Here is a 12,287-nt window from a genome sequence, read left to right as displayed (position 1 = left end):
TTTTAATACCTTATCTTTATCACTAGTATAAGCTCTTTTGTCCAATAGGCCTTGTCTTGAACCTTCTATGTATCCAATAATACTGAGAAGGAGCTTTTCTTATCCAACACTCTATTTTATTATTTAATAGAGTAGTTGCTTCCTCTACTGAAAGTTCCCCAGGAAAATCTTTTAATGGATCCATTATTATAACTTTGTATTTACCAGTTTTTGTATCTATGTAAGGAACCATTGGTACTACTGTAATATCCCATTTTTTTGCTATAATAGCAGTTGTAGTTAATGTGGATGTTTGAATTCCAAAAAATGGAACAAATATAGATTGTTTAGGGCCAAAATCCATATCAGGTAGGTAAACAACGGGCCTATACTCAGAAAAATGATTAAGCATTTTTCTAATATTATTTTTATTTGCTATTAATATAGTTTTATTGAACCTTGATCTTCCTTTTTTTACAAAGTAATTTAGTTCATTGTCCCCAGATGGTCTATATACACATGCCATAGTTTGAAGGTTTAAACTTAGTATAGTGCCAGCAGCATCCATTCCAAGCAAATGTGGCATAAATATCATTACCTTTTTTTTATTTTCAATTAGATCTTGAATTACATTTATGTTTTCTATGCTAACTATGGATTTTATTCTTTCTGGGTCTCCGTACCACAATATGCTTCTATCAATAACTGATAGTGCTATTGTATTACAGTGTTCTATCAACAATTCTTTTATCATTTTTTTGTTTAAATCAGGGAAACAAGCATGTAAATTTTTACGTGCTACCTCAACCCTTTTTCTTAAAAAGATATAAATAATATGTCCGAAAATATAGCTTGTCTTTAATCTATACTCATCACTTAATCTAGATAATTTTTTGAAAAAAAATTCTAGAAAAATAATTTTTAATGCTCGAAATTTTATACAGAAGTAAGTCACTTTATTAATCAATCATTAGAGAGGTTTCTTACATGTTATCTTATATTTAATTTTTCCTCTATTTCTCACATAAGTTTTATAGAACTTATTAGATATAGAAGACTATGCTAATATGATACACGGTTAAAGAACATACGCTTTATTTGTGTAAAATTTTGCAATTAATATTATTACATAACTAATATAATCCTAGTATTTGCATGTTATGCTTTTAATTCATTATACATTATTGTTTGAAAAATAATATTAATATGGGAATGAAAACTTGCATATCTTATTCAAGACAATTAATTGTTAAATTTTTTTATTGTTCATACAAAAACAGACTATCACTTGAAAAATATTTTTTATATGAATAAAAATTTGAAATAATACAATGTGAGTAATTTTAGTTATTGTTTTTTGAAGTAAATGATGCCCTTAATTTATAGATTGAGATAAAATAAACACAATAGTTCAATTCGATGTAGTTTAGCTTAAATATTAAAAGGAATCATTTTTGTGCAAGATAACGATTTTTTATTTACCTCAGAATCAGTTTCTGAAGGACATCCAGATAAAATAGCAGATCAGATTTCAGATGCAATCTTGGATGCAATAATAGCAGTCGATCCTAATGCGCGTGTTGCAGCTGAAACTTTATGTGGCTATGGAATAATAGTTTTAGCTGGTGAAATCACTACATATGCAGAGGTGGATTATGTAAAAATTGCAAGAGATATTATCAAAAAAATCGGCTATAATAGTTCAGACTACGATTGCACAGTCATTTCTTCTTACGGTAAGCAATCTTCAGATATAGCAGCTGGAATTTCACCAGTTAAAAATAAAAATTCTTTGGACCAAGGTGCAGGTGATCAAGGATTAATGTTTGGTTATGCCTGTGATGAAACTGATTGCCTTATGCCAGCTCCAATATGGTACGCTCATAGACTAGTTCAGCGTCAGAGTGAGCTAAGAAAAGATGGTAGATTGCCATGGTTACGTCCGGATGCAAAATCACAGGTAACATTTAGGTATGTTAATGGTAGGCCTTATAATGTTGATACTGTTGTTTTTTCTACCCAGCATTCTCCCGATGTTTCTCATAAAACGATAGTAGAATCTGTAATTGAAGAAATTATAAAACCCAGTTTTCCAGAAAATATAATTACAAGCAAGACAAAGTTCCTTGTTAATCCTACTGGTCGTTTTGTAATAGGTGGTCCACAAGGTGACTGTGGAATTACTGGTAGAAAAATTATCGTAGACACATATGGTGGAGCTTGTCCGCATGGGGGAGGGGCATTTTCTGGCAAAGATCCTTCTAAGGTAGATCGATCAGCTTCTTACGTAGCTAGATATATCGCGAAAAATATTGTTGCCTCAGGTTTGGCTAGGCAGTGCCAAGTACAAATTAGCTATGCTATTGGATTATCAAATCCAATTAATGTCACAGTTTATACTGAGGGTACTGGTATTATTCCGGATAATGAAATTTCCAAATTAGTTTTAGAAGTATTTGATTTGAGACCTAAGAGCATAATAAATATGTTAGATCTATTAAGGCCTATTTATCTTAAAACTGCTACTTATGGTCATTTTGGTCGAACAGAGCCAGAATTTACTTGGGAAAAAATAGATAAAGTTGAGAAAATAAAAAATCTTATATAATTTTATTAATTTGTATTAAAGTGAACTTATAAATGATATTTATTAATAATCCCTCAGTAAAAGATTCTGAAAATAGTATTTTAAGTGTTACTGATGTTCCTTGTGTGGGTATTTGTACTACACTTTTCGATGACATTTGTCGTGGTTGCGGACGTACATTGTTTGAAGTTTCAAACTGGGTGATTTTAAACAATGATGAGAAATTAGCTGTGTGGAATCGCATAAAGTCAGAGGGATACCCACGAAAAAATAATATTTAGTCTAAATTTGTAAAATTCTAATGTTTCATTTTATTAGTAGGATTAAGGTGGTAATTACATAATGCCTATCCTACTATATTTTTTTATTTAAGATTTCATGCTTTATGTAAATTCACAGCGCCATCTTATGGTATATATTCTTTATATGATTTATTTATCCAGCCACTTGGTGTCACTATAGCATTTAATCTTATATCATGTTGAGCAGCTTTATAAGATTCTGTTATTAACCCTTGGTCCCATGCTATTCCTATAGTTATAAATTTATAATTCTGATTTATAAGTTCTGCTAATGTTCTATCATAGTAACCACTACCATATCCTATACGGTCTCCAACATTACTATATCCTAAAGTTGGCACAAATATTATATTAGGTTTTGTAATTACAGATTTTGAATATGGTTCTAATATGCCATATTTACCTTTTATTAGTTGTACACTCGGATCCCATTCTCTGAATTCCAGGTATCTATCAGAATCTTTAGTAACAGGCAAACTAAGATTTACATTTTCTAGTTCTGATAATTTATTGTTTAGCCATATAATATTAGGTTCCAATTTCATTGGCCAGAATGTTGCTATTTGTAGGCTATTTTCTGTTTTCAGAGAATTTGCAGTTATATTCTTTATCCAATGGAAAAGTTGTTTTTGTATACTATCGCTATCAATATCTCTTTCTTCTGCAGACATTTCTAGTCTTTTTATTTTAAGAATTGATCTAATTTTTTTATTTGTCATCTTTTACTCATCTATTTTTTTCATATAATTACATGATTATGACTAATTTATATTGATTTTATAAAGTATTATATTGTTATGTAATTGTAATAATAATGTAATGTATCTTTTTGAACTCATGAGTAATTATTATATGGATGAAGATAATTTTATTTGCGGTCTAGAAATATATGCAGTAGGTGGTTCTGTACGTGATAGTTTGTGCAATCTGTCAGTTAAGGATAGGGATTGGGTAGTAGTAGGTTCTACTCCTGATGATATGGAGAAAAGAGGTTTTAAAAGAGTTGGGAAAGATTTTCCAGTCTTTATACATCCAATTACTAAAGAAGAATACGCTTTAGCCAGGAAAGAAAAAAAAGTAGATGTAGGTTACAATGGCTTCAAATTTTATACAGGATCTGATGTAACCCTAGAAGACGATCTAAAGCGTAGGGATTTGACAATAAATGCTATTGCTATAGATAAAAAAGGAACTCTGATTGATCCTTGTAGAGGCTTACATGATTTAAAAGCAGGTATCTTACGTCATGTTGGTTTTGCTTTTCAAGAAGATCCTTTGCGAGTTATGAGATTAGCTAGATTTTGTGCTAAATTTGATAATTTTCAAGTTGCTGAAGATACGATAAATTTATGTTGTAACTTAGTTCAAAGTGGGGAGCTTAAATATTTGAAACCAGAGAGAATTTGGAAAGAATTATCTTCAGGTTTAATGGAGAAGTCTCCATCTAGAATGATAGATTTTATGCTTAAAACTGGAGCTATCGAGTACGTAGCACCTGGTTTGAATTTGAATAAGATGGTAAAAGATGCCTTGGATAAATTTTCTATTGATATTAGTTTAGCCAGTAGATATGCTTTATTATGTATAAATTCTAATAAAATTGAAGAAATAGGTAATAAACTCAAAGTTCCGTCTTCCTGTAAAAATTCTTCAAAATTACTTCAATTAATTGCAGATATTGTTTTTAAATTGAAAATTAATGATAACCGTAAAATAATAAACCTTCTATATAAATCAGATTTCTTTAGAAGACCGAAGCGTTTTACAGAGTTATTGAAAGTTCTTTATATATTGGAAAAATTTGATATAGATAAATGGCTTAATATGTTAAACAACATCACTAAAATTGAAATGATACCTATTATAGAAGCTTGTGGAAAAAATCCGTTACAGATAAAGAATGTATTAGATATTGAGAGATCGAAAATTTTGAATGAATTATGGTATTAGTTTGTGTGATCTATCATTATGTGAAAATCCCATGAGATTTTTTTGAAAATTTTTTCCTATTGCAATGACTTTGAATAATTCTCCCATTTCAATTTCTGATAGTAATTTCTGAACAGCTCCTAGTGTCTCAATATGGTTTTTTAAATTTGATTTATCAAGATCCTCAACAACATTTATTATGCCTGAGTTTATAAGGAAGTTTGCTAATGATGTGTATCCTAATACATCTAACCCACATTCTGCAGATACTTCAGCTATAGATGAAAAATCAACATGTGATGTTATATCTTGTATGCCAGGTGCTATAAATGGATCAGAATATGCTATATGATTTAGATGGCACATCAATGTGCCAGTTGTACGTTGCGTATGATAGTATTCATGACGTGGAAATCCATAATCTATTATAAATACTACACCTCTTTTGAGCCATTCTGGTATGGTTCTAATCCAAGCATCACTTTGAAAATTTATTTCTGAAGTATAATTACAGTCTATTATAGGTATTATTTTTTCCATAGCTTCTAATAATCTATTATCTGCTGGTTTGTATATCCAAATAAACTCCCCTCTTTGGTTTATCCCAACCCATTTTTCTAGGATTTGTTTATTATCAGAATAATGAAATATTGATACTGGCATAGCATCTAGTAATTCATTAGCAATAATACATCCTTCAAAATCATCCGGTAATTTTGATAACCATTCAATCTGATTACTAAATGAATTTAATGTTTGTTTTTGAATAGAAATTAAGGGATTGGAAATTTCTATTATTTTATAATTTACTTTAACATCAATATTTCTAAATTCTTGTATGATGTTTTTAGCTAATATACCTGAACCAGCTCCAAACTCTATAATATTTTTGGAGCCAAGATAATCTAATGTTTGAGCAACTTGTCTTGATAATGTTTTTGCAAATACTGGGGTTAATTCAGGAGCTGTAACAAAATCTCCATTAATAATATTATTTAGTCTGTTGCTTCCATCGAAAATTATATTCTTTTTGGAAGCATAGTAACCAAAAAATGGATTGTACAGTGCTTCATTCATCCAGTCCTCAAATTTTATTGCGTGCTCATTTGTAGACTGGATTTTCTCATTAAGAAAATCCATCATCAACATTAAATGTTCTTTTGATGATGGGTGTAAGTTTTTTAAAATGGACCTAATCGTACTCATTTTTAAAGTATTTTTTAAGCTCTTCTAGATTCATTAAATTTAGTATCTCTTACATTTTCTTTAAAACTGCTTCTTTTAGATGTATTTTGTTTTCTACTTTGATTATTATTAGTTTTGGATGGAGTTCTATCAGAATAAATCTTTTTTCCATCTATTCTTTCAGAAGAAATCTTTTTTCCATCTATCCTTTCTTTTGTTTTATTTGCAAAAGAAAATTTTCTAGATGTGTTATTTTTACTGGATAGTTCATTCCTATTCGGATTGACTCTATATTTGTTTTTTTTGTTAGGGCTATCGTTAGAAACTTTAGAAATTTTAGGTTCTAGTCCTTCTATTGTTTCTGCCAAAATAGTTTGTCCTATATATTTTTCTATTCTGCGTATTTTATGTCTTTCTTCATTAGTAACCAAACTTAAGGCTGAACCATTCCTTCCAGCTCTTCCAGTACGTCCAATTCTATGTACATAATCTTCAGCCTGCATAGGTAGATCAAAATTAACGGCATGACTTATGCCATTTATATCAATACCTCTTGCTGCAATATCAGTAGCAACAAGCACACGAATTTGTTTCTTTTGTAGTTGAGATATTGTACGTGTGCGTTGTCTTTGATTCATATCGCCATGTAATGCAGCAACAGAAAAACCACTGTCTGATAAGCATTCTGCCAATTTATCAGCACCTTTTTTAGTTGATGTGAATATTATCGCCTGATCTAAAGATGCTTCGTTAAGCACATGGTTTAATAGTTTAACCTTATGTTCATTATTATCTGCATAAAATAACTTTTGAGTTATATTATCATGCTTCTGTTTGCTGCTAGTTAGAGAAATATGTTGAGGACTATTCATCATCTTTTTTGCAAGTCTATCTATCGACTCGTCAATAGTTGCTGAAAATAACATAGTCTGACGATCTCTAGGGGTATTTTTGACAATTGTTTCTATATCTTCTATAAAACCCATATCTAGCATTCTATCAGCCTCATCAAGAACTAATATTTGTATACCAGCTAAACTGACCTTATTAGATCTCATCTGATCTATCAATCTTCCAGGTGTTGCAACTAATATATCAACTCTTTTAGATAAAGCTTTTATCTGTTCTCTATATGGCATTCCGCCAACTATTGTTGCGATTCTCAACCACGGCATATTGATGCCATATGAAGCGGTTGCCTTAGTTATTTGTAAGGCTAGTTCTCTAGTAGGAGTTAAAACTAATACTTGTGGATTAATATTGTTAGATTTTGGTTTTTGTGACAATATTTGTAATATTGGTAACATGAAAGCAGCAGTTTTACCGCTTCCTGTTTGTGCAGATACTATTAAGTCTTTACCGGATAATGCTTGTGGAATAGTAGCTTCTTGTACTGGTGTAGGAGAAACAAAGCCTGCTGTTTTCAGAGCAGAGAATATATTAGAGCTAATTCCTATTTTTTCAAAAGACATGCTTTTACCTTATTATTAAATATAAATATTGTGTCACTTAAATTTTATCATTTAAATGACAATCGACGGGTAACATCGTGCCGACCAAATCTATATCTATTTAAATATCAGGCTAAAGGAGGTCAGGTAATCGATGAATGAAGACCTATTATAAGTTTATCAATAGGGCTGAAAAACCCAATATGAAACCCAGGCACATTAGTACCTTTCGTCATCGGTTCAGCATATCTTAAATTATTGCAACAATCTACTTATTTATGACAATTTACCAAATAATAGGTTTTTTTCTGTGATTAATCAGCCACTCATTTGCTATTTTGAAGTGATTGCATCCTATGAAAGGTAATGGTTTTTTACAAGCTGATAGTGGTGAAGGATGATTAGCTTTAAGTATCAAATGATTATTTTTAGTCGAACTAATTAACACATCTTTCGATTGTGCATAGTTACCCCACAACATAAAAACCTTTGGCGAATCATCATCAGATATTAGTTTTATAATAGAATCAGTTATAATTTCCCAACCTATTTTTTTATGAGATAGTGGTTGTCCTTCTTCAACTGTTAAAATAGAATTGAGAAGCAGTACTCCTTGATTAGCCCAGCAATCCAGATTACTTAATTTCACAAATTCCCTAGATGGGTATTCAATGGATAGTTCTTTACATATATTTCTTAAGCTTGGAGGAAGCTTCTGGCAATTTTCTAATACCGAGAATGCAAAACCATTAGCTTGTCCATTACCATGGTAAGGATCTTGCCCTAATATAATGATTTTAATATCAGAGATTGATGATATTCTATGTAAGGCTTTTGTGGGGTTGAATGGATATATAGTAGCTCCATCTAACAGTCTTGCTTCTATAAATTTATTTATACATAGCAATGTTCTAATATTGTCGTAAGAAAACATTATTTCATGCCAGACATCAGGCAATCTTTCTATAAAACCTATTAAGTTTTTTGATAGTAATTTCAATTTAAATGTAATTTTTTATAGTTATGTTTCAAATTTAAGTACTAATAATATAGCCATAAAAATCATTATTATAGATATAAATCCATCTAATATCCTCCATGCTTTTTGGCTAGAGAAGAATGGAGCAAACATTCGTGATCCTAGGCCGAGTATGCTAAGCCAAATTATACTTGCTACTATTACTCCAAAAGCATACGCCAAGCTCCTGTCTCCAAAAATACTTGATAATGACCCTATTAATATCAAATCTAACCAAAAGTGAGGATTCAGTAAACTAAATCCTAGAGCTCCTATTATTGCTGATTTTCTTGTCATTATTGTACCACTAGCTGCTATAAGGTTACTATTATTGTTTATTGATCTTTTAGCCGCTTTGTAAGCATAACTAATAAGAAATAATATACCAAATATTAATACTATCGTTTTAAAACATGGGATTAATAGTATTATCTCTTTTAGACCGAATACGCTAAGGGTAATAAAAATAGCATCAGATAGGGCACATACAGTTAATATTGTCAATATGTGTGATCGCATTATGCCTTGGCGTAATATGAAAGCACTTTGTGCGCCGACGACAGCAAATAGGCTAAGACCAGTAAGAAAGCCACTAGACAATGCTTCAAAGGTTGGAGAGTAAAAGAATGAAGCTAGCATGTTCAAGTTTTAAAAGGAGATAGGTTTAATTGTTATATGGCAAATAATGACCAAATTTTAATAAAGTTTTTATTGTTTCGGTAATATTTAACGAATTGATTTTATTAGAGATTTTAACCTTATATATTTTATCTTGTAAAGAATTCTAATCTAAATTTTAAAATTATAGCTTATAGAAAGTGGAGCATGATCACTAAATCTATTTTCTTTATATATCTCATAATTAATTGCTAATTTTGCAATATTATTTGTAGCAAATTGATAATCTATTCGCCATCCAACATTTTTTTCCCAAGATTTATTTCTGTTGCTCCACCATGTGTATTGATCTGAATCATGATTTAGCTCTCTAAAAACATCTAGCAAATTGTATTTTTTTATTATTTTAGAAATCCAATTACGCTCTTCTGGTAAAAATCCAGAATTTTTAGTATTATTTTTCCAATTCTTTATATCTATTTCTTTGTGAGCAATATTCCAGTCACCACATAATATAAATTCACGATTATAATTTCGATTCTCGTAATATATTTTATCTAAAAGAAGCTCAAAATCTTCCAGGAATCTAAATTTTGCATGTTGTCTATTTTCTCCACTTGTTCCTGATGGAAAATAAGCATTAATAATAGATAAATTCTCTAGATTTATTCGAATCAATCTTCCTTCACAATCAAATTCTTTGTTTCCCATGCCCTTAATTATGCTTTGTGGTTTTATACTCGAATATATTCCTACTCCACTATAACCTTTCTTTTCTGCACAAAAAAAATGTCCTTCGTATATCAATGGATTGATAATATCATCGTTAAGATCATTGTAAGAAATTCTGGTTTCCTGCATACAAACAATATCAGGCTTTTGGATTTTTAACCAGTTTACGAAACCTTTTCGGATAGCTGATCTTATTCCATTAAGATTTATAGAAGTTATTTTTAACAAATTTAACCTTTTTTTCGTATAATAGTAAGCTTATGTTTAGTATTGGCATTTTATAGATTATTTTTAACATTATAAAGGTTTATTATAATATGACCACTCTGGAGAATAATTCAGTTGATTTTGTAAAATTTGCATTGAGCTGCGAGGCATTATGTTTTGGTGATTTCGAAACAAAATCAGGAAGAAATAGTCCATATTTTTTTAACATTGGACGTTTTGATAGTGGTTACAAAATTAATCAATTATCAAAATTTTATACAAATGCTTTATTAAATTCAGGAATTGCATTTGATATGATATTTGGTCCTGCTTATAAAGGGATACCGTTAGTTATCTCAACCTCTATTAACTATTCATTGATGCTAAATAAAGATCTACCTTTTTCATTTAATAGAAAAGAAATAAAATCTCATGGTGAGGGTGGATTATTAATAGGATCTCCTTTGAAAGGGAAAGTTGTGATAATAGATGATGTTATTACTTCAGGAATTTCAGCAAGGGAATCTATAAATATAATAAAACAATCAGGAGCAGAACCTGTCGCTATGCTAATTGCTCTTGACAGAATGGAGTATTCTGTAGAACGAGGCATATCTTTGAGAAAATCAGCGGTACAAGAAGTTATAGAAACTTATAATATACCGGTTATTAGTATAGCTTCTTTAAACGACATTTTTTCTAATGTAATTAATGATGTAAATCTGTTTAAGTATCGCAAGAGAATTTCACAATACCGTGAAGCATATGGAATTCTCTAACGAGCTTTTTTGTCTTAGATACTTAGATTTATGTTTCAACTTTTTCCAAGTCTTTCTTGTATAGCTCTATGCTATGTTTTAACATAGCATTTATATCTCTGGGATTGATTCTGCCATTGCTTGCTTTCATTACTTGACCTATTAATGAATTGAATGCTTTTTCTTTTCCAGACAGATATTCCATAACAGCAATCTTATTCTTTGATATGACGCCATCGATTATTTCTGTAATTATTGATATATCGTTAATTTGATCCAAGCCTTCTTCTTTTATTATTTCATCAATATTGTATTGACCTTTATCCCACATAATTGATAGAACATATTTTGCATTTTTATTTGATATTGATCCATCAATCACTCTATTTATTAATGACGCTAATATATAACTTGTGATTTTATTTTCCTTGATACTTTTATTATCTCGATTCATAAGAGTGCTTAATTCTTGGCTTATAAAATTCGAAACAATTTTTTCATAGTTTTTTGGAATATATTTAATAACAGATTCAAAATATTCAGCTGTCTGTATATTAACAGTCATCTGCAGGGCTTCCTCTCTAGAAATACAGTAATCAGATTCGAATCTCTTTATTCTAGTTAAAGGAAGTTCTGGCATACTTTCTTTAATTTTTGATATGTATTCGTTAGATATATTTAATATTTGTAGATCGGGGTCAGGAAAATATCTGTAATCAGTAGCACTTTCTTTCGTTCTCATGCTTCTAGTCTCATCATTTTCCGCGTCATATAATCTTGTTTCTTGTATTACATGTCCACCATTTTCAATTAACTTAATTTGTCTATTAGATTCAAATATAATGGCTTTTTCCAAAAATCTGAATGAGTTTAAGTTCTTTATTTCAGTTCTCGTTCCGAGAATATTGCTGCCTGATTTACGAACAGATACATTTGCATCACATCTAAATGATCCTTCTTGTAGATTGCCATCACATATACCTAACCAAACAACTAAGTTGTGTAATGCTTTTGCATACATATAAGCTTCTTTAGCTGATCTTATTATTGGTTCAGTTACTATTTCTAATAAAGGTATTCCTGCTCTATTAAGATCTATTCCACTATTATAATTTTTATGTAAGGACTTCCCGGCATCTTCTTCTAAATGTGCTTGTGTTAATTTAACTTCTTTCTCTTCTCCATCCATGTAAAAAGAGATCGCACCATTCTTCATTATAGGGTTTCTAAATTGGCTAATCTGGTATCCTTTAGGTAAATCTGGATAGAAATAGTGTTTTCTCTCAAATACAGAATTTTTTGAAATTGTAGCTCCTGCAGCTAAACCAAATCTTATAGCATATTCAACTGTCTTAGAATTTAATGAAGGCATGCTTCCTGGAAGCGCCATATCTATTTCATTTGTTTGTTTATTCGGTTGTGATCCAAATAATGTGCTACTACTAGAAAATATTTTAGAATTTGTAGCTAGTTGCACGTGTGTTTCTAAACCTATGACTATTTCCCATCCAGACTTCATAT

The 12,287-nt window shown here is 30.3% G+C and carries 12 protein-coding genes; 4 read left to right on the top strand and 8 right to left on the bottom strand.

The features are described from left to right. Nucleotides 1-22: 22 nt before the first annotated feature. Nucleotides 23-934 carry a lysophospholipid acyltransferase family protein gene (locus CONE_RS03370; RefSeq protein WP_015397336.1) on the bottom strand — a complete coding sequence of 304 codons (912 nt, stop codon included), beginning with the start codon at nucleotides 932-934 and terminating at the stop codon, nucleotides 23-25. Between the two features lie 501 nt (nucleotides 935-1,435). Here CONE_RS03370 and metK point away from each other — a divergent pair. Together metK and CONE_RS03360 are read left to right on the top strand one after the other, a co-directional pair. Further along, nucleotides 1,436-2,587: a methionine adenosyltransferase gene (gene metK / locus CONE_RS03365; protein WP_015397335.1), complete on the top strand. Its 1,152-nt coding sequence runs from the start codon at nucleotides 1,436-1,438 to the stop codon at nucleotides 2,585-2,587. A 32-nt stretch (nucleotides 2,588-2,619) separates the two neighbouring features. Continuing rightward, nucleotides 2,620-2,847, top strand: a complete 228-nt coding sequence (locus CONE_RS03360; RefSeq protein WP_015397334.1) for a DUF1289 domain-containing protein — start codon at nucleotides 2,620-2,622, stop codon at nucleotides 2,845-2,847. A gap of 125 nt (nucleotides 2,848-2,972) precedes the next feature. Here the strand turns inward: CONE_RS03360 and CONE_RS03355 are convergent, their stop codons facing one another. After that, nucleotides 2,973-3,587 (bottom strand): 5-formyltetrahydrofolate cyclo-ligase, encoded by a 615-nt coding sequence (locus CONE_RS03355; protein WP_015397333.1) that lies wholly within the window; start codon nucleotides 3,585-3,587, stop codon nucleotides 2,973-2,975. Nucleotides 3,588-3,705: 118 nt separating this feature from the next. On the opposite strand from CONE_RS03355, the gene CONE_RS03350 reads away from it, so the two are divergent. Continuing rightward, the gene (locus CONE_RS03350; protein WP_235043360.1) at nucleotides 3,706-4,818 is read left to right on the top strand and encodes a tRNA nucleotidyltransferase/poly(A) polymerase-related protein; all 1,113 of its coding nucleotides are present in this window, start codon (nucleotides 3,706-3,708) and stop codon (nucleotides 4,816-4,818) included. Here the strand turns inward: CONE_RS03350 and CONE_RS03345 are convergent. The 5 genes from CONE_RS03345 to CONE_RS03325 form a co-directional block, all read right to left on the bottom strand. Beyond that, nucleotides 4,807-6,003: a class I SAM-dependent methyltransferase gene (locus CONE_RS03345; RefSeq protein ID WP_015397331.1), complete on the bottom strand. Its 1,197-nt coding sequence runs from the start codon at nucleotides 6,001-6,003 to the stop codon at nucleotides 4,807-4,809. The two genes, CONE_RS03350 and CONE_RS03345, sit on opposite strands and share 12 nt — an antisense overlap. Before the next feature lie 14 nt (nucleotides 6,004-6,017). Next, nucleotides 6,018-7,454, bottom strand: a complete 1,437-nt coding sequence (locus tag CONE_RS03340; RefSeq protein WP_015397330.1) for a DEAD/DEAH box helicase — start codon at nucleotides 7,452-7,454, stop codon at nucleotides 6,018-6,020. 265 nt (nucleotides 7,455-7,719) lie between these two features. Continuing rightward, nucleotides 7,720-8,433: a uracil-DNA glycosylase gene (locus CONE_RS03335; protein WP_015397329.1), complete on the bottom strand. Its 714-nt coding sequence runs from the start codon at nucleotides 8,431-8,433 to the stop codon at nucleotides 7,720-7,722. A 21-nt stretch (nucleotides 8,434-8,454) separates the two neighbouring features. After that, nucleotides 8,455-9,090, bottom strand: coding sequence for a LysE/ArgO family amino acid transporter (locus CONE_RS03330; protein WP_015397328.1), 636 nt, complete (start codon nucleotides 9,088-9,090; stop codon nucleotides 8,455-8,457). 150 nt (nucleotides 9,091-9,240) lie between these two features. Continuing rightward, nucleotides 9,241-10,029 carry an exodeoxyribonuclease III gene (locus CONE_RS03325; protein WP_015397327.1) on the bottom strand — a complete coding sequence of 263 codons (789 nt, stop codon included), beginning with the start codon at nucleotides 10,027-10,029 and terminating at the stop codon, nucleotides 9,241-9,243. Nucleotides 10,030-10,118: 89 nt separating this feature from the next. On the opposite strand from CONE_RS03325, the gene pyrE reads away from it, so the two are divergent. Then, nucleotides 10,119-10,787 (top strand): orotate phosphoribosyltransferase, encoded by a 669-nt coding sequence (gene pyrE, locus CONE_RS03320; RefSeq protein ID WP_015397326.1) that lies wholly within the window; start codon nucleotides 10,119-10,121, stop codon nucleotides 10,785-10,787. 28 nt (nucleotides 10,788-10,815) lie between these two features. Here the strand turns inward: pyrE and gatB are convergent, their stop codons facing one another. Further along, nucleotides 10,816-12,285: an Asp-tRNA(Asn)/Glu-tRNA(Gln) amidotransferase subunit GatB gene (gatB, locus tag CONE_RS03315; protein WP_015397325.1), complete on the bottom strand. Its 1,470-nt coding sequence runs from the start codon at nucleotides 12,283-12,285 to the stop codon at nucleotides 10,816-10,818. Nucleotides 12,286-12,287 lie beyond the last annotated feature (2 nt).

Origin of the sequence: Candidatus Kinetoplastibacterium oncopeltii TCC290E, from assembly GCF_000340865.1 — a bacterium.
In the GTDB taxonomy this organism is placed as follows: domain Bacteria; phylum Pseudomonadota; class Gammaproteobacteria; order Burkholderiales; family Burkholderiaceae_B; genus Kinetoplastidibacterium; species Kinetoplastidibacterium stringomonadis.
This window is presented reverse-complemented; position numbering and strand designations above follow the sequence as displayed.

Excerpts from the sequence above, each read along its gene's own strand:
- CONE_RS03360 (WP_015397334.1), top strand. The coding sequence starts at position 2,620 with ATGATATTTATTAATAATCCCTCAGTAAAAGATTCTGAAAATAGTATT.
- CONE_RS03345 (WP_015397331.1), bottom strand. The coding sequence starts at position 6,003 with ATGAGTACGATTAGGTCCATTTTAAAAAACTTACACCCATCATCAAAA.
- CONE_RS03340 (WP_015397330.1), bottom strand. The coding sequence starts at position 7,454 with ATGTCTTTTGAAAAAATAGGAATTAGCTCTAATATATTCTCTGCTCTG.
- CONE_RS03355 (WP_015397333.1), bottom strand. The coding sequence starts at position 3,587 with ATGACAAATAAAAAAATTAGATCAATTCTTAAAATAAAAAGACTAGAA.
- gatB (WP_015397325.1), bottom strand. The coding sequence starts at position 12,285 with ATGAAGTCTGGATGGGAAATAGTCATAGGTTTAGAAACACACGTGCAA.
- CONE_RS03330 (WP_015397328.1), bottom strand. The coding sequence starts at position 9,090 with ATGCTAGCTTCATTCTTTTACTCTCCAACCTTTGAAGCATTGTCTAGT.
- CONE_RS03350 (WP_235043360.1), top strand. The coding sequence starts at position 3,706 with ATGAGTAATTATTATATGGATGAAGATAATTTTATTTGCGGTCTAGAA.
- pyrE (WP_015397326.1), top strand. The coding sequence starts at position 10,119 with ATGACCACTCTGGAGAATAATTCAGTTGATTTTGTAAAATTTGCATTG.